The organism is Streptomyces sp. H39-S7 (assembly GCF_027158205.1).
GTDB lineage: Bacteria > Actinomycetota > Actinomycetes > Streptomycetales > Streptomycetaceae > Actinacidiphila.
Window position 1 is genome coordinate 74,136 of the sequence record NZ_JAPVLU010000035.1, and the last position, 15,802, is coordinate 89,937.

Sequence of the window (15,802 nt, forward strand, 5' to 3'; positions counted from 1 at the left end):
CGGCTGTCACAGCGGTGGGATGCGGATGGTGAGTCCATGCGGTGGGGCAGCCCCAGCGTTGGCTGGGGGGACATAAAGCGAACGACAACGCCGCGAGCCGCCCCGGCCACCCCACCGAGTCGTTGTCGTCGCCTTTCCCGGCGTCGAACTGCTGGACGTCACCGGACCCGCGGAGGTGTTCTCCGTCGCCACCCGGGTCGGCGGACCCGAGCGGGCCGGCTACGCCGTGCGGATCGCGACGGCGGACGGCGGCCCGGTGACCACCTCCAGCGGCGTGCGACCGATGGCCGACCTCACCCTCGACGCGGTGGACGGCCAGGCGGACACCCTGCTCGTGGCGGGCGCGATCGAGCTGGTGGAGGACAAGGTGGAGCCGGTGATCGACCGGGAGGTCACCGGGTGGCTGCGCACGGCCGCCCCCCGGGCCGGCCGGGTCGGGTCGATCTGCGCCGGTGCCCACCTGCTGGCCGCCGCGGGGCTGCTCGACGGCAAGCCCGCCACGACCCATTGGCTCACCGCCGCCCGGCTGGCGGCCGAGCATCCGCAGGTCGTGGTCGCCCCCGATCCGATCTTCGTCCGCCCCGGGGGCGTGTGGACGTGTGCCGTGTCACCTCGGGGATGGACATGGCGCTGGCGACGGTCGCCGAGGACCATGGTCAGCCGCTCGCGCTGGCCACCGCCCGGATGATGGTCATGTACGTGAAGCGCTCCGGCGGACAGAGCCAGTTCAGCGTGCCGCTGTCCGTCCAGACGTCCGCCGGTGACCGGATCGACGACCTGCGGGTGTGGATCGCCGAGCACCTGGCCGAGGATCTCTCGGCCGATATCCGCGCCGCGAGACTGCACCTGAGCGTGCGCCACTTCTCGCGGCTGTTCCGGCTGCGCACGGCCACCACTCCGGCCGCTTACGTGGAGTCCGCCCGGCTGGAGGCCGCCCGCCGGCTGCTGGAGGAGAGCGACCGGAGCCTCCCTGAGATCGCCGCCGCCAGCGGAGTGGGCTCCGTGGAGACCCTCCACCGCTCGTTCCAGCGACGGCTGGGGACCACCCCGGCCGAGTACCGCCGCCGCTTCTGACCAGCCGCGGCCCGCACCCCTGCCGCCCCTCACGCACCCACCCGCCGCCCTGCGGTTTCCAGCCATGCCCGCCCGGGCACCCGACCGCCATCGTCACCGTGGAGAAAGCCATGTCCCGTACGAAGATCGTCCCGATTTGTGCCCGGGACTTGATGTTCCCTGGTGCGAACGCAGCAGTACGCCCTACCGGGTGCACCGTCATCTGCCGGCGTCGGGCCATGGGCGCGGAGCGGCTGTGCGCAGCACCTCGCCGAGAAGCGCGACGGCCGGGGGGATCTCCGTGTCGCTGATGTTGCCGTATCCGAGGACGAGTGCGCGCTGAGGCGACGGTTCGGTGCGGTAGTCGTCGAGGTCCGCCAGGCGCAGGCCCGCAGCGGTCGCGGCCTGGACCGCGGCGCGGGTGTCGGTGGCGTCCGGCAGGTGCAGCAGGAGGTGCAGGCCTGCGGCGGTGCCGGCCACCCGGCTGTGGGGCATGTGGATGGCGAGCGTGTGGACCAGAAGGTCGCGGCGGGAGCGGAAGCGCCGGCGGGCGGCGCGCAGGTGGGCGTCGTACCAGCCGCGGTCGATGAACGTGGCGAGTGCGAGCTGGTCCAGCACCGGTGGCGCGGCGGCGACCGTGTTCGCCGCCCGCAGCGCCCGCGTCATCGCGGCGGGCGCGACCAGCCAGCCCAGCCCCAGGGCCGGTGACAGGGTCTTGCTGACCGAGCCGAGCAGGAAGACCCGGCTCGGGTCCATCCCCTGCAGGACGGCGACCGGGTGATGGTCGTAGCGGAACTCGGCGTCGTAGTCGTCCTCGATGACGAAGCCGTCCACTGCGCGGGCCCAGCGCACCAGACGTGCCCGCCGTGCCGGGGAGAGCACGGTGCCGGCGGGAAACTGGTGTGCCGCGCCGACGACGACGGCCCGGGCCGGTGTGCGCTCCAGGTCCTCGACCCGCAGTCCGTCGTGGTCCACGGGCACCGGGTGCACCCGCAGGCCGGCGCTCGTCGCAGCGTCCCGCAACCGGCCCCAGCCCGGGTCCTCCAGGGCCAGATCGGTGATCCCCTCGGCGCGCAGTGCCCGGCAGGTGCGGACCAGGCCGTCAGTGATGCCCGCGCACACCGACACGGAGTGGGCGTACGCTTCCGCACCGCGCGAGCGCTGCAAGTACTGCGCGAGGGTGGTGCGCAGCACCGCGTGCCCGGCGGGGTCGGGCAGGCCGAGGTCGTAGTGGACGGCCGAGCCGGTGACCGTCCGCACGGCGTCCGCCCAGCGGCGGCGCGGAAAGGACCGCAGGTCCGGCAGACCGGGCGCGAGGTCGTACCGGATCGGTGGGCGGGATGGTGTCCGCGGGGCGGCGGAGCGCGGCGGAGCGGTGTGCGGTGTCCACGAGACCCGTGTGGCGGAGCCCACGCGGGCAACGAGATAGCCCTCCGCGATGAGTTGGGCGTATGCCTGCGTGACGACCCAGCGCGAGCAGCCGAGGTCTTCGGCGAGTGCCCGGCTCGGTGGCACGGCGGCTCCCAGCGTCAGGCGGCCGGTGCGCACCGCGGTGCGCAGGGCATGCGCCAGGCGATCGTGCAGGCGCCGGCGGCCATCGGGCGGACCGATGTCGAGCAGCGTGGCCCACGCGAGATTGGTCTGGGAATCCGCCATGGGATTGGAGCGTACCGTCGATCCGAATCCGCCTACCGTGATCATCATGATGGAGAATCTGGCCCTGGGGGCCATGCTGTTCGGCACCGTGCACGACGAGCGCCGATCGTTCGAGCTCCTCGACCGTTTCGTGGACGCCGGAGGCGTGTGGATCGACACGGCCAACTGCTACTCGTTCTGGGCGGATCCGTCCGGGTTCGGCGGGCAGAGCGAGACGGTGCTCGGGCGCTGGCTGGCACGCCGCCCGGGCGTCCGTGACCGCATACGGATCAGTACCAAGGTGGGCTGCGAGCCGACGGAGGCCGGACGATTCCCGGAGACGGCCGAAGGCCTCTCCGCCAAGGTCGTCAAGAGCGGCATCGAGGGCAGCCTGCGACGGCTGGGCACCGACCACGCCGAGTTGTACTGGGCGCACAAGCCCGATCCGCTCACACCGCTCGAAGAGACGGTCGCCGCCCTCGACGAGCTGGTTGCCGCGGGCACGGTCGGCCGGCTGGGCTGCTCCAACTACCCCACGTGGCAGATCGAGCAGGCCCGTCGGACCGCCCAAGTGCAGGGCCGCACCGGCTTCACCGCGATCCAGCAGCAGTACTCCTACCTGCGACCGCGCCCGGCGACCCGGCCCTCTGTGGTGCACCGCTTCGGCGCGGTCACCGGCGAGGTGCTCCACTACCTGGAGCACCACCCGGACATGGTCCTGTGGGCCTACACACCGCTCCTGGGCGGCAGCTACACCCGCCCGGACAAGCCGCTGCAGGCCGAGTACGACCACCCGGGCACCACCCGCCGCCTCCAGGTACTCGACGACATCGCCGCCGAGACCGACAGCGGCCGCAATCGGGTGGTACTGGCATGGATGACCGGAGGAAGCCCGGCCGCCACCCCCATCGTCGGCGTCAGCACGGTCCAGCAGCTCGACGAGGCGGTCGCGGGTGTGACCCTGCAGTTGACCGCCGGGCAGCGCGAACGCCTCGACGGCGCGGTGTGACCCCGGAAGCGCGGTCCGGCTCTGGAAGCACGCACCGCGGGCATACTCTCTGCCGACCTGCCGGGTCTGAAATAAAGGTCGGATAAAACCCGGATGCATGATCGGTTCAGCCCAGGGAATGCGCTGGTCAGGAGGTTGAAAACCATGGGTCCACTGCTTTTGGTTCTACTGCTCGCGCTCATCCTGTTCGGTGCCGGCTTCGCACTCAAGATCCTTTGGTGGGTCGCGGTCGTCGTCCTGGTGGTCTGGCTGCTGGGCTTCGTCATGCGGGGTACACACTCCGGCGGCCGCAACCGCTGGTACCGCTGGTAGGTTCCCGGCGAAAAGATCGACGCAGGACCGATGGGCCCGACGGATATCCGTCGGGCCCATCGGCGTGTCCCCGTCGCGGGGCAGGACCGTCGCAGGCAGCCTGCCCGGTGGGCTCGGGTGGCGGCGGTGGCGCAGCCGGATCCAGATGCCCCGGGCCTGCCGACCGGCCGGCCACCGCGCGCTCGAACTGCCGTCGTACGTCCGAATGTCGACCAGCACCGAGGCGCTCTGCGCGATCACGCCAACAATCGGCCTTCCGGCGGATGCGGTCACGGCGGGTGCGCCCGCTCAGCGGCGAGGGCCTGCCTGCCGGGGTATCCGCGCGGGGATGCCGTACGAGATGAACAGGTCGATGACCGTGGTCGCCCGCTCCCGGGCGTCCTCCGCGTCGAGACCGTCACTGTCGGGATTGAAGCGCCAGATGCCGGGAGCCGGGACGCTGACGGCCCCGGTGGCCGCGATCGTGGCCAGCGCCGTGAGCACCATGCCGTCCGTCAGGTTCGTATGCCCGACAACCCACTTCCGGTCGGGTATCGGGAACTCGCCCTCCAGTAGCCCCGGCGGGCGAGGCCCGTTCATGATCCACTCGCACAGGGCCTCGTAGACCCGGTCGACGTTCGCCAGGACGACCTCAAACAGCTGATCGCGTTCCCTGCCGCTTCCGAACGGACTCACGCTGGTCCTCCCCCCAGGCCCGCGGGCGCGGGCCTCCACCCCTTCCAGTGCGCCGGCCTCCCGCCCGCGTTGCAGCCCGCGCGAACTTCCGCCGACGGCCCCTGCTCCTCGGGGCGACGACGCGGGTCACGTCGTCGCCCGGTCAGTTCTGGAAGCCGCTGTGCGAGGGTTCCCAGACGGAGCAGTCGTGAGCAAAGAGCACACGTCGTGGGTCGAAATCGGCAAGCCGCTCCAACCAGGGCTGATACGCAGGAAGCGGCTGTTCGACGCCGTCGAGAGCGGCCTGACGGGCCAACTGGTCCGACGCGAACTGGGATGCGAAGTCGTGTGCTTGGCCCGCGAGGATCACGGTGCCGTCGCCTTGCCGAAGGACCAAAGACTGGTGTCCCTGGGTGTGTCCGGGCGTCGGGATGATCCAGACGCCCGGCCGGATCTCGGCCTCACCAGCGAGTTCCTCGTACGTCGCGCCGGGGAAGTCGACCAGCTCGTCGATGGTGTAGTCGCCCCGGCGAGCGGTGGCCAGCTCGGCTTCCTGGACCAGGATCGGCTTGCCCGCCAGGAGATGATTCCCGCCGCAGTGATCGAAATGGAGGTGACAGTTCACCACCAGAGAGATGTCGCCGAGGGCGACTCCAGCCGTCGACAGTGCCACTTGCAGTGCACGGCGTCGGGGTCGGTAGTGCGCTTCGGTCTCGGCGTCGGCACTGCCGATACCGGTGTCGAAGAGGATCAACCCCTGCTCGTGTCGAACGAGATAGGCGAGCACGGGTTCAACTCGCGGTTGCGAGCCGCCTGTCTCCGAAGCCGGCCGGATGAAGTACCCCAGGTCGAGTCGACGCAGCGCAGTGTTCTTCCCCATGCGGCCATCCTGGCAGGCCGCCAGGTGCCGTCCAGCCGGGTCTGCCGACAGCAGAATCGTGCGTGGCTTCCATTGACCCGCGGGCTCGTTCGGTGGGCAGCTCCCGACCGGCCGCCGGGGCCGAGGATGAGTACGCGGGCTCATGCGCGGACTCTCGCCGCACGGGAGGGTGAGAGGGAGGGGGAGGTGCGGAGATGGAGAAGACCGTGGCGGATCGGGTGCGCCGAGGGCGGCAGCGGTGCGCTCAGGCGGGTGGGCTGCTGCTGGCGTTCGCCTTGATAGGGCTGTCGACGGCCTGCTCCCGTGAACCGTCGGCGAAGCACCTGCGGACACAGGCCACGTCGCCGGAGGCGGAGGCCCGCAGGGTGGCCGGGGAGCAGAGGATACGGGCCCTGATCGAGCATCTGACGGCCGTCGACGGGCTGGAGCACGTGCTCACCCGACTCACCGATTCGTGCAACAGGCCCAACAACGGTTCGATCTTCGAGAACAACCGGTCGCCGGACGATCTCACGTGCAGCATGCAGGCCGTTGCCTACTTCGGCGTTCCGGGGGACATCGGAGACGTGCTCGTGCGCGTCCGGGCAGCCGGCATCGCGGCTTGGGGGCCGCAGGACGACCAGGGGCGGGATGTCCCGTCGGCGGCCGGCACGGTGAGCTACGCACTCGACTACCACCGCGACCGCGGGCGGTATCCGGACGGTACCCTCATGCCCGCGCCCACCCTCGAAGCCCCGGGGCTCCGGATCGACTGGGACCGTCCTGACCTGCCGCTACCGCATCAGATCCAGGAGCCCGGCCCCTGCCCCCAGGACGGATCCGGAGGGATCTACCTGCGGTGCTCGACCGTTCCGCAGGTACCGATCGGCGCAGCGGCCGCGCGGGCGCGCTACGGCACCGTCCTGACCCTCGCTCTCCACCTCGACCCCCACTACTTCACCGTGCCCCGCCAGAAGTGACGCACCACCTGGCGGGGCACCGCCCATCGGCGCGGATCCCGCCGGTGGGCAGGTGGCCCGCACCGCGAACCGGCGGTTCGGTCACGTGCCGGCGCGCCGCAGAATCTCCACGTCCGGCAGGTGCCGGTGCCGGTGGTGAGCGGCTGCGGTCGCGGCCAGGGACGGCCGGTCGAGGGCGAGATAGGCGGCGCTGAGGAGTTCGGCGGCCAACGCCTCGCGGACAGGGTCGCCGACCGAACCCCAGTGGAGATCGCGCCCCAGCACCAGGGCCTCCGCCGGATCGCCCGCCGCGCAGCGGCGGCGAGCTTCCGCGGCGCAGCTTTCCAGGGCGGCCGGGTCGTCGAACACGCTGTACAGGTACGCAGCGAAGCGTGCCTCGTCCGCGGCGTTGTGCGGCGGCCGTTCCAGGGCGGTCGTGCCGGAGACGAGGGCTCCTGCCTCGTCGAGAGTGGTGACGCGGTTCTCGTCGACGGCCTGGCGGAGGAAGTCGTACCGGTAGCTGTACGCGCTCCCGATTTCCGGGCGGCACTCGCTCTCGTGGCCGGCCAGCGCCTGCCGCAGCAGCCCCAGCCGCGCCAGCTTCGCGGCCACGTCCGCGTCCTCCGGATCGTCGTCGGCCACGTCGGTCCAGCAGCGCTCCAGGATGGCGCGGACCGTCTGCAGGGGCGTCTCAGCCCGCTTCTCGATTCCGCCGCCGTCGCGGGCGTAGTACGACGCGACCGCGTCGCACGTGCGCCCGTCGTCCGTCCACAGCCCGTAGTGCAAGCCGTCTGAGCCGCCGTACATGAAGGTCAGGAACTCCGGCGGATCCCGGTAGAAACGGCCGTGCAGCCGAACATCAAGTCCCGCCGGAGGTGACCGATCCTCCGCGAACAGATCCAGCACCCCAGCCGGCCCCACCGAGATGTCCGCCAGCGCCTGCTGCTCGGCCGGGCCGACAACAGCGCAGAAGTTCCAGAACTCAAAGACGGAATCGGGCAGTTCGACGCCCCAGTCACGCTGAAAGCGCTCCACGATCCTCGATCGATCGTCAATCCCCCGACGCGCCGAAGCGTGCATGAACCAACCTCCGCGACCGGGAACATCCTGCACGTCCACTGCGAGTTGAGGATATCGGGTGGGTCCCGGCAGGCAGCCGGGGGTGCCCGGCGGCTCCACGGTCGCTGCGGCGGCCACCCCCGGGCACCATGGCAGCCTCGACAATCATGTGGCTCGACGAGGCGAACAGGACCGTGGAATTCGAGCCGGTCGGCATGCATCCGGACTACCGGCGTCTGGGACTGGGAAGGGCGATGCTGCTGCACGGCATGCATCTGGCGCGGGCAGCCGGGCCCACGCATGCGACGGTCGCCTGCCTGGGGGCACCCGGACATCCCAGGGCGCGCGGGCTGTTCTGCAGCGTCGGGTTCCGGGAGCTCGTGCGGGACGCGCCGCTCATCAGGACCATGGCCGCGGGCTGAGGACCAGCCGGTCGTGGGAGCACACACGGCTGGGCTGCCCCAGCCGAGGCGCCGGTCGCGCCGGCCCCGGCGCTCTTTAGCGGGCTCGACGCCCTTCCGGGTACAGGTCCAGGTCCACAACCATGTCCGGGGCCAGGGGCGCGAAGGTGAAGGTGCGGTGCGGGTCCCAGTCCGTGCTGAGCGCGAGCCTGCGGCTGAGCTGGGCCCAGCCGAGCGGGGCGGCGGCGATGACCCACGCGTCCGGGCTCTGCGCCGTGAGACGTATGGCCGGCCGCAGCCAGGAGGCCGCCTGCTCCGGCCAGTCCACGACCGCGACGACCGTGCCCCCGCCGGCCTGCCACGCGGCGGTGAAGGCTTCGGCCGCCGCCCGCGAGGCCGCATCCCGGCTGTGCCCGACCGCGACGGTCGAGATGGCGGCGGCAGGCGCCGTCAGCAGAGCCAGCAGCGAACGGAGTTCAGCCTCGCTGTGCGGAGATGGTGCCGGCATCCCGGCGTACCGGGCGGCCTGCGCCGCTGGCACCAGGGGGGAACGGGAGAGGTCCCGAGACTGCCGTCCGGTCATGTCGTGCCTTTCCTTTCCCCGCGTGCTCGGCACGGCGGGCTCTCCTGTTCGGCTCTCCTGCTGCGCTTTCCAGTGCCGGTACTCCCGCGGCAGGCAGACGGCACAGGGGCGGTAGCCCGCGGCCACCGCGGTTGCCTCGTCGCGGAAGAAGACCCGGTCGCGGACGTAGCCGCCGCGGGCGATGACCCGCAGAGCCGACGGACAGTCCAGCCGCCCGTACAGTCGCCCGCGCCGGTGCCCGCCGAGGGCGCCCGGGACCGTACTGCGGAATGTCCGTCCGGAAGGGCCGACGAGGGTGTAGCGGGCGCCACCGGGGCCCGCCGCCGCGCCCCTGTCAGGCGGCATCGTGGAAGACCAGGCCCAGGGCGTGGCGGCTGCCGGATCGTACGGTGCTGACGCCGTGCCGCATACCGCCGGCCGACCAGCCGCGGGTGGAGCGGATGGGCCGGTCCCGGGTGGTGAAGATCAGGCCGTGCCCCTGCGGCAGCACGGTGGTGATGCCGCGCGACTGGGCCCGGGGCCGCTGTTCGACCAGCAGGAACTCCCCACCGGTGTAATCCGTCCCGTAGGCGTCGAGACCGACGACCACCTGGAGCGGGAAGAGCATGTCGCCGAAGACGTCGCGGTGCAGGGCGTTCCAGTCGTCCGGCCCGTAGCGGAGGAGGATCTGCGCGGACCTGTCCTGCCCGGCCGCGTGGCACATCTCGATCCACTCCTCCAGCCCGTCGGGCCAGGGAGCCGGCCGGCCCAGCCGCTGCGCCCAGTCGCGGGCGACGGTGAGCAGGCGCGGGTACAGCGCTCGCCGCAACTGCCGTACCGGCTCGGGAAGGTCGTGGGTGAAGTAGCGGTACTGCCCGGAGCCGAAGCGGTGCCGGGCCATGTCGACGGTGGAACGGAACCGGTCGGCGTCGTCGTACAGCGCCGTCAGGGCGCGGCACTCGTCAGGGGCGAGCAGCGGCGGGGTCAGGGCGCAGCCCTGGGCGTCGAGCTCGGCGGCCACGGCCTTCCAGTCGGCGGCGGCCACCCTGCGGCGGGCCTCGGTGACGGTGAAAGCGGTAGGCATACGGTGCTCCGGAGTTGGGTGGGACCGGATGGATCCGCGATCCGCCGGGCGGCGGCCGGCGGGCGGCCGTCCGCTCGGCGGTGCGGCTCGGGGTCCTGCGGTGGTGGCGCGATCCAGTTGGGGGCAGGCGTCAGATGAGAACGGGTTGCAGGGCCCCTTCGTGGATCAGGAGGTCCTGCTTGCGTCCGACACCGCCCGCGTAGCCGCGCAGCGAGCCGTCCGCCCCGATGACCCGGTGGCAGGGGCGGACCAGGAGCAGCGGATTGGCCCCGATCGCCCCGCCCACCGCGCGGATCTCGGCGCGCTCGACTCCGAGTTGATCCGCAAGGTGCCCGTAGGTGGTTGTCGTGCCGTACGGGATGTCGTCCAACGCCCGCCAGACACGCTGCTGGAACTCCGTGCCCGTGGGCGCGAACTCCAGATCGAAGGTCTTCGCGCTCCCGTAGAAGTAGGCGCGGAGCTGACGTGCCACGTCGGAGAAGGCCTCGTCGTCACGCCGCCAGTCGTCCTGGACCACCACCGCGCCCTTCTGGCCGGACATCGACAGAGAGGTGATCGCGATGCCGCTGCTTGCCGTGGCGGACGTCTCGCCCACCAGAAGGAGGTCGCCGAGCGGGCTTTCGGCGATGCTGTAGAGCGTCATGATCGTGCTCCCTTCGTAGGTGTCCTCACCTCCCTACTATGCGATGGGCGGGACGCCGGAGCTGGCGGAAATCGGACACGGCGTTCCGTGCCCGAAGCGGCCGAAACGGCTATACGGGGGCGGTCACGGGCCTCGTCGCAGGGGTGGGTGGGGAGCCCAGGTACTGGACGGCGTTCTGGTGGATCTCCAGCACGGCCGTCGAGTGGTTGAGGGTGATGTAGTGCAGCCCGGGTGCACCTTCGTCGAGCAGCCGCCGTGCCATGGCGGTGGCGTGACCGACCCCGATCCGGTGGCTCTCGGCCGGGTCGTCACGGGCCGCGTCGAGCCGTCGGGCCAGGTGTGCGGGGAACGTCGCGTTGCTGAGTTCGGCGAAGCGCCGGATCTGCCGGACGTCGGTGGCGGGCATGATCTCCGGGATGATCGGGATGTCACACCCCGCGGCCGCCACCCGGTCGCGCAGCCGCAGATAGTCCTCCACGTCGAAGAACATCTGGGTGACGGCGTAGTCGGCGCCGGCCCGGCACTTGGCGACGAAGTGCCGGATGTCGTCGTCCCAGCTCGGCGAACGGGGATGACGCTCGGGGAAGGCCGCCACGCCGACGCTGAAGTCGCCCAGAGTCGTGACGAGACCGACCAGTTCGTGGGCGAACTCCAGCCCTCCGGGATGGGTGACCCAGGGGCCGCCGGGGTCGCCCGGCGGGTCACCCCGCAGCACGAGGACATCACGGATACCGGCATCGGCGTAGCGGCCCATGATGTGCCGCAGTTCGCCCACCGAATGGCCGACGGCGGTGAGGTGGGCGACCGGACGCAGCGTCGTCTCGGACGCGAGACGTTCCGTCACCGCGATGGTGCGGTCCCGGGACGACCCACCGGCGCCGTAGGTGACGGAGACGAAGGTCGGAGAGAGCGATTCGATCTGCCGGATCGTCCGCCAGAGTATGCGTTCTCCCGCGTCGGTCTTGGGTGGGAAGAACTCGAAGGAGAAGGAGCGGGTGCCGGTGGCCAGGATGTCGCGCAGGGTGCTCATGAGGGGCCTCCATGAGCGTTGAAGTAGCCGGCTTCCGGGTGGTGGATGATGATCGCGTCGGTGGACTGCTCGGGGTGCAGCTGGAACTCCTCGGACAGGTCGACCCCGATCCGTTCCGGTTTGAGCAGGTCCATGATCTTGGCGCGGTCTTCCAGGTTGGGGCAGGCCGGGTAGCCGAGTGAGTAGCGGCAGCCCTGGTACTCGGTGCGGAACATCGCGCCCAGGCTGTCCGGGTCGGCGCCGGAGATGCCCAGCTCCGTGCGGACCCGTCCGTGCCAGTACTCCGCCAGTGCCTCGGTCAACTGCACCGACAGGCCGTGCAGTTCCATGTAGTCGCGGTAGGCGTTCGCGGCGAAGATCTCGTTCGCGGCCACCGACACCCGGTTGCCGACGGTGACGACCTGCATCTCGATCACGTCGATCTCACCGGAGTCCTCCGGGCGGAAGAAGTCCGCCAGGCACAACCGGCGCCCGCGACGCTGGCGCGGGAAGGTGAACCGGGTCCGCTCACCACCGTCCTCGCCCAGGATGATCAGATCGTCACCCTTGGACACGCACGGGAAGTAGCCGTAGACGATCGCCGCCTCCAGCATGTTCTCGGTGTGCAGCCGGTCCAGCCACATCCGCAACCGCGGCCGGCCCTCGCTCTCCACCAGCTCCTCATACGAAGGGCCGTCACCACGGGTGGACTTCAGCCCCCACTGGCCCTTGAACAGCGCCGCCTCATCCACCCAGGCCGCATACTCCTTCAACGGCGTGCCCTTGATGATGCGGGTGCCCCAGAACGGCGGGGCCGGGACCGGATTGTCGGTCACCACCGTGGAGCGCACCGAACCGCGCTCCTCGTCCGGCTCCTCGACCACGACGGCCGGGCGGGCCGCGACACGGCGCTGCTTCAGCTCCGGCAGGACAGCTCCGGGGACGCCGCGTTTGACGGCGATCAGGGCGTCCATCAGCCGCAGGCCCTCGAACGCGTCACGGGCGTAGCGGACTTCGCCGTCGTAGATCTCGTGGAGGTCCTGCTCGACATAGGCGCGGGTCAGGGCGGCGCCGCCCAGGATGACGGGGTAGTCCGCGGCCATGTTGCGCTGGTTGAGCTCCTGCAGGTTCTCCTTCATGATCACGGTGGATTTGACGAGGAGCCCGGACATGCCGATGACATCGGCTTTGTGTTCGGTGGCCGCGTCCAGGATCGCCGAGACCGGCTGCTTGATGCCGAGGTTGATGACGTTGTAGCCGTTGTTGGACAGGATGATGTCGACGAGGTTCTTGCCGATGTCATGGACGTCGCCGCGCACGGTGGCGAGCACGATGGTGCCCTTGCCGTCGGCGTCGGACTTCTCCATGTGCGGCTCCAGGTAAGCCACCGCGGTCTTCATGACCTCGGCGGACTGCAGCACGAACGGCAACTGCATCTGACCCGACCCGAACAGCTCCCCGACGACCTTCATGCCTTCCAGCAGGGTGTCGTTGACGATCGCCAGCGCGGGACGGATCGCCAAAGCCTCGTCGAGATCCTTGTCCAGGCCGTTCTTCTCGCCGTCGATGATCCGCCGCTGCAGCCGCTCATCGAGCGGCAGCGCGGCCAGCTCCTCGGCGCGGCCCGCCTTGACGGACTTCATGTCGACGCCCTCGAACAGCTCGAGGTACTTCTGCAGCGGGTCGTACCCCTCGCTGCGCCGGTCGTAGATCAGGTCCAGGGCCACGTCGCGCTGCTCCTCGGAGAGCCGCGCGATGGGGAGGATCTTGCTGGCGTGCACGATGGCGGAGTCCAGGCCGGCTTCGACGCACTCGTTGAGGAACACCGAGTTCAGCGTCACGCGGGCGGCCGGGTTGAGGCCGAAGGAGATGTTCGACAGGCCGAGGGTCGTCTGCACCAGCGGGTGGCGGCGCTTCAGCTCCCGGATCGCCTCGATCGTGGCAATCCCATCTTTGCGGGACTCCTCCTGACCGGTCGCGATCGTGAACGTCAGACAGTCCACCAAAATGTCGGACTCCTGAATGCCCCAGTTACCGGTCAGATCCTCGATCAACCGCTCCGCGATGGCCACCTTGTGCTCAGCAGTCCGCGCCTGCCCCTGTTCGTCGATCGTCAGCGCGATCAGCGCGGCACCATGCTCCGACGCCAGGGCGGTCACCTGCGCGAAACGTGAGTCAGGTCCGTCACCGTCCTCGTAGTTGACGGAGTTGATGACCGCCCGGCCACCCAGCTTCTCCAGTCCGGCGCGCAGCACCGGCACTTCGGTGGAGTCCAGCACGATGGGGAGGGTGGAGGCAGTCGCGAAGCGGCCCGCGACCTCGGCCATGTCCGCGGCCCCATCCCGGCCCACGTAGTCGACGCACAGGTCGAGCAGGTGCGCGCCCTCGCGGATCTGGTCGCGGGCCATCTCCACGCAGTCGTCCCAGCGGCCCTCCAGCATCGCCTCACGGAACTTCTTCGACCCGTTGGCGTTGGTCCGCTCCCCGATCGCCAGGTAGGAAGTGTCCTGCCGGAACGGCACCGTCTGGTAGAGCGACGCGGCGCCCGGCTCCGGACGCGGACTGCGCGGCACAAGCTCCAGGCCCCGCACCCGCTCCACGACCTGCCGCAGATGCTCGGGCGTGGTGCCGCAGCACCCACCCACCAGCGACAACCCGTACTCCCGCACGAACGTCTCGTGCGCATCCGCCAACTCCACCGGCGACAACGGGTAATGCGCACCGTCCTTGCCCAGCACCGGCAGACCGGCATTCGGCATGCACGAGACCGCGATCCGCGCGTGCTGCGCCAGATACCGCAGGTGCTCGCCCATCTCCGCTGGACCCGTCGCGCAGTTCAGGCCGATCATGTCGATACCCAGCGGCTCCAACGCCGTCAGCGCAGCACCGATCTCGGACCCCAGCAGCATCGTGCCCGTCGTCTCCACGGTCACATGCGTGATGATCGGCAGGTTGCTGCCTGCTTCCCGCAGCGCGCGGTGCGCGCCCAGGACGGCGGCCTTGGTCTGGAGCAGATCCTGGCTGGTTTCCACCAGGATCGCGTCGGCCCCGCCCTCGATGAGGCCGGCCACGTTCGCCTGGAAGCCGTCGCGCAGCGCCACGTACGGCGCGTGGCCCAGCGTGGGGAGTTTCGTGCCCGGCCCGACCGAGCCGAGCACCCAGCGCGGCCGGTCCGGCGTCGCGAAACCATCCGCCACCTCACGCGCCAACCGGGCGCCCGTCAGGGACAGTTCGTGGATCCGTTCGGGGATGTCGTACTCCCCCAGCGCCGCCAGGTTCGCACCGAACGTGTTCGTCTCGACGCAGTCCACACCCGCCGCGAAGTACTCCTCGTGCACCGACCGGACGATGTCAGGACGCGTCACGTTCAGGACCTCGTTGCACCCCTCCAGGTTCTCGAAGTCGTCCAACGACGGATCCTGCGCCTGCAGCATCGTGCCCATCGCACCGTCACCCACCACCACCCGCGACGCGAACGCGTCTCGGAGGTCCTGTCCTCTGGCGGTCATGACAGCCCCGCAAGGACGGGCTCGATCTCGCGTGCGGCTGCCGGGCCGTAGGCGCCCTCGATGCGGTGCAGGAGTTCGGCGGGCACGAGCTTGTACTCCTGGGGCCCGACCGATTCGAGTACCACTGTGGCGAATGCGCAGCCGAGCCGGGCCGCTGCTTCGAGGTGCAGTCCGGCGCCGAGGCCGGCGAGGAGTCCGGCCCGGAAGCCGTCGCCCACGCCGGTGGGGTCGACCGGGGCCAGGGTGAGTACCGCGGGGACGTTCAGCGGGGGCCGGCCCTCGCGCGCGATGACCACACCGCCGGGGCCGAGGGTGGTGATCCACGTGCCGACGCGCTGGAGCACCTCGTCCGCGCTCCAGCCCGTGCGTTCCTGGAGCAGCGCCGCCTCGTACTCGTTGGTGAACAGGTACGTGGCATCCGTCACCAGGCGGCGGGTCTGCTCACTGTCGAGCCGGGCCAACTGCTGTGAGGGGTCGGCGGCGAACCGCAGACCGAGGGAGCGGCACTCGTCGGTGTGGCGCAGCATCGCCTCCATGTCGTTGGGCGCGATCACGACGAGCCCGGTGGATTCGGCGTGTTCGGCGATCGGGGCGAGGGCGATGTGCTTCGCCTCGGACATGGCGCCCGCGTAGAACGTCGCGATCTGGTTCTGGTCGGCGTCGGTGGTGCACACGAAGCGGGCGGTGTGGAGGGTTTCGCTGATGCGGACGGATCCGGTGTCCACTCCGGTCTCCCGGAGCCAGGCGTCGTAGTCGGTGAAGTCCTTGCCCGCCGCGCCGGCGAGCACGGGCCGCAGGCCCAGCCGGGCCAGGCCGACGGCGATGTTGGCGGCCACTCCCCCGCGCCGCACCTCCAGGGTGTCGGCGAGGAAGGACAGAGAGACCCGGTCGAGGTGTTCGGGCATCAGTTGGTCGGCGAAACGTCCGGGGAAGACCATCAGGTGGTCGGTGGCGATCGATCCGGTGACGGTGATACGCACGACGTCATCTCCTCATCCTGTATCGGAGTCGTCCTGGGTCGGGGTCGTCCCGGGTCGGCGGTAACTGCCTTTCG

At 70.5% G+C, this 15,802-nt stretch carries 14 protein-coding genes and 1 pseudogene; 5 read left to right on the forward strand and 10 right to left on the reverse strand.

The annotated features are described in order from the left end of the window. Positions 1-148 precede the first annotated feature (148 nt). A pseudogene (locus O3X23_RS29290) lies at positions 149-1,074 on the forward strand (GlxA family transcriptional regulator). Positions 1,075-1,272: 198 nt separating this feature from the next. Here the strand turns inward: O3X23_RS29290 and pdxR are convergent. Beyond that, a complete protein-coding gene (gene pdxR / locus O3X23_RS29295; RefSeq protein WP_269274715.1) occupies positions 1,273-2,709 on the reverse strand; it encodes a MocR-like pyridoxine biosynthesis transcription factor PdxR in 1,437 nt (478 codons plus the stop codon). Positions 2,710-2,755: 46 nt separating this feature from the next. Here pdxR and O3X23_RS29300 point away from each other — a divergent pair, with 46 nt between their 5' ends. Together O3X23_RS29300 and O3X23_RS29305 are read left to right on the forward strand one after the other, a co-directional pair. Beyond that, on the forward strand, positions 2,756-3,697 hold the full coding sequence (locus tag O3X23_RS29300; RefSeq protein WP_269274749.1) for an aldo/keto reductase: 942 nt from the start codon (positions 2,756-2,758) through the stop codon (positions 3,695-3,697). A gap of 144 nt (positions 3,698-3,841) precedes the next feature. Beyond that, positions 3,842-4,009, forward strand: a complete 168-nt coding sequence (locus tag O3X23_RS29305; RefSeq protein WP_269274751.1) for a hydrophobic protein — start codon at positions 3,842-3,844, stop codon at positions 4,007-4,009. A gap of 288 nt (positions 4,010-4,297) precedes the next feature. On the opposite strand, the gene O3X23_RS29310 is transcribed toward O3X23_RS29305, so the two are convergent. Beyond that, positions 4,298-4,684, reverse strand: a complete 387-nt coding sequence (locus O3X23_RS29310) for a hypothetical protein (RefSeq protein WP_269274753.1) — start codon at positions 4,682-4,684, stop codon at positions 4,298-4,300. A gap of 142 nt (positions 4,685-4,826) precedes the next feature. Then, entirely contained in the window at positions 4,827-5,543 is a 717-nt protein-coding gene (locus tag O3X23_RS29315; RefSeq protein ID WP_269274754.1) for an N-acyl homoserine lactonase family protein, read from the reverse strand. A 194-nt stretch (positions 5,544-5,737) separates the two neighbouring features. Here O3X23_RS29315 and O3X23_RS29320 point away from each other — a divergent pair, with 194 nt between their 5' ends. After that, the gene (locus tag O3X23_RS29320; protein ID WP_269274756.1) at positions 5,738-6,502 is read left to right on the forward strand and encodes a hypothetical protein; all 765 of its coding nucleotides are present in this window, start codon (positions 5,738-5,740) and stop codon (positions 6,500-6,502) included. 81 nt (positions 6,503-6,583) lie between these two features. Here the strand turns inward: O3X23_RS29320 and O3X23_RS29325 are convergent, their stop codons facing one another. Next, complete coding sequence (locus tag O3X23_RS29325; RefSeq protein WP_269274758.1) at positions 6,584-7,516, reverse strand: ADP-ribosylation family protein; 933 nt, start codon at positions 7,514-7,516, stop codon at positions 6,584-6,586. A 173-nt stretch (positions 7,517-7,689) separates the two neighbouring features. On the opposite strand from O3X23_RS29325, the gene O3X23_RS29330 reads away from it, so the two are divergent. Beyond that, positions 7,690-7,962, forward strand: a complete 273-nt coding sequence (locus O3X23_RS29330; protein WP_269274760.1) for a GNAT family N-acetyltransferase — start codon at positions 7,690-7,692, stop codon at positions 7,960-7,962. Between the two features lie 76 nt (positions 7,963-8,038). Here O3X23_RS29330 and O3X23_RS29335 read toward each other — a convergent pair whose 3' ends face one another. The 6 genes from O3X23_RS29335 to O3X23_RS29360 all read right to left on the reverse strand — a co-directional run bounded on the left by O3X23_RS29335 (position 8,039) and on the right by O3X23_RS29360 (position 15,728). Continuing rightward, on the reverse strand, positions 8,039-8,869 hold the full coding sequence (locus tag O3X23_RS29335) for an Ada metal-binding domain-containing protein (RefSeq protein WP_269274761.1): 831 nt from the start codon (positions 8,867-8,869) through the stop codon (positions 8,039-8,041). Continuing rightward, positions 8,859-9,587, reverse strand: coding sequence for a 2OG-Fe(II) oxygenase (locus O3X23_RS29340; protein WP_269274763.1), 729 nt, complete (start codon positions 9,585-9,587; stop codon positions 8,859-8,861). The genes O3X23_RS29335 and O3X23_RS29340 overlap by 11 nt, the downstream gene beginning before the upstream one ends. 130 nt (positions 9,588-9,717) lie before the next feature. Next, entirely contained in the window at positions 9,718-10,230 is a 513-nt protein-coding gene (locus O3X23_RS29345) for a methylated-DNA--[protein]-cysteine S-methyltransferase (RefSeq protein ID WP_269274765.1), read from the reverse strand. A 109-nt stretch (positions 10,231-10,339) separates the two neighbouring features. Continuing rightward, positions 10,340-11,260, reverse strand: coding sequence for a methylenetetrahydrofolate reductase [NAD(P)H] (gene metF, locus O3X23_RS29350; RefSeq protein ID WP_269274767.1), 921 nt, complete (start codon positions 11,258-11,260; stop codon positions 10,340-10,342). Continuing rightward, positions 11,257-14,748, reverse strand: coding sequence for a methionine synthase (gene metH / locus O3X23_RS29355; RefSeq protein ID WP_269274770.1), 3,492 nt, complete (start codon positions 14,746-14,748; stop codon positions 11,257-11,259). The genes metF and metH overlap by 4 nt, the downstream gene beginning before the upstream one ends. Further along, positions 14,745-15,728, reverse strand: coding sequence for a carbohydrate kinase family protein (locus O3X23_RS29360; RefSeq protein ID WP_269274772.1), 984 nt, complete (start codon positions 15,726-15,728; stop codon positions 14,745-14,747). The genes metH and O3X23_RS29360 overlap by 4 nt, the downstream gene beginning before the upstream one ends. Positions 15,729-15,802 lie beyond the last annotated feature (74 nt).

What these genes read in the sequence shown, in the direction of transcription:
- pdxR (WP_269274715.1), bottom strand. Translation starts at nt 2,709, where the DNA reads ATGGCGGATTCCCAGACCAATCTCGCGTGGGCCACGCTGCTCGACATC.
- O3X23_RS29300 (WP_269274749.1), top strand. Translation starts at nt 2,756, where the DNA reads ATGATGGAGAATCTGGCCCTGGGGGCCATGCTGTTCGGCACCGTGCAC.
- O3X23_RS29305 (WP_269274751.1), top strand. Translation starts at nt 3,842, where the DNA reads ATGGGTCCACTGCTTTTGGTTCTACTGCTCGCGCTCATCCTGTTCGGT.
- O3X23_RS29315 (WP_269274754.1), bottom strand. Translation starts at nt 5,543, where the DNA reads ATGGGGAAGAACACTGCGCTGCGTCGACTCGACCTGGGGTACTTCATC.
- O3X23_RS29320 (WP_269274756.1), top strand. Translation starts at nt 5,738, where the DNA reads ATGGAGAAGACCGTGGCGGATCGGGTGCGCCGAGGGCGGCAGCGGTGC.
- O3X23_RS29330 (WP_269274760.1), top strand. Translation starts at nt 7,690, where the DNA reads ATGGCAGCCTCGACAATCATGTGGCTCGACGAGGCGAACAGGACCGTG.
- O3X23_RS29335 (WP_269274761.1), bottom strand. Translation starts at nt 8,869, where the DNA reads ATGCCGCCTGACAGGGGCGCGGCGGCGGGCCCCGGTGGCGCCCGCTAC.
- O3X23_RS29340 (WP_269274763.1), bottom strand. Translation starts at nt 9,587, where the DNA reads ATGCCTACCGCTTTCACCGTCACCGAGGCCCGCCGCAGGGTGGCCGCC.
- O3X23_RS29345 (WP_269274765.1), bottom strand. Translation starts at nt 10,230, where the DNA reads ATGACGCTCTACAGCATCGCCGAAAGCCCGCTCGGCGACCTCCTTCTG.
- metF (WP_269274767.1), bottom strand. Translation starts at nt 11,260, where the DNA reads ATGAGCACCCTGCGCGACATCCTGGCCACCGGCACCCGCTCCTTCTCC.
- metH (WP_269274770.1), bottom strand. Translation starts at nt 14,748, where the DNA reads ATGACCGCCAGAGGACAGGACCTCCGAGACGCGTTCGCGTCGCGGGTG.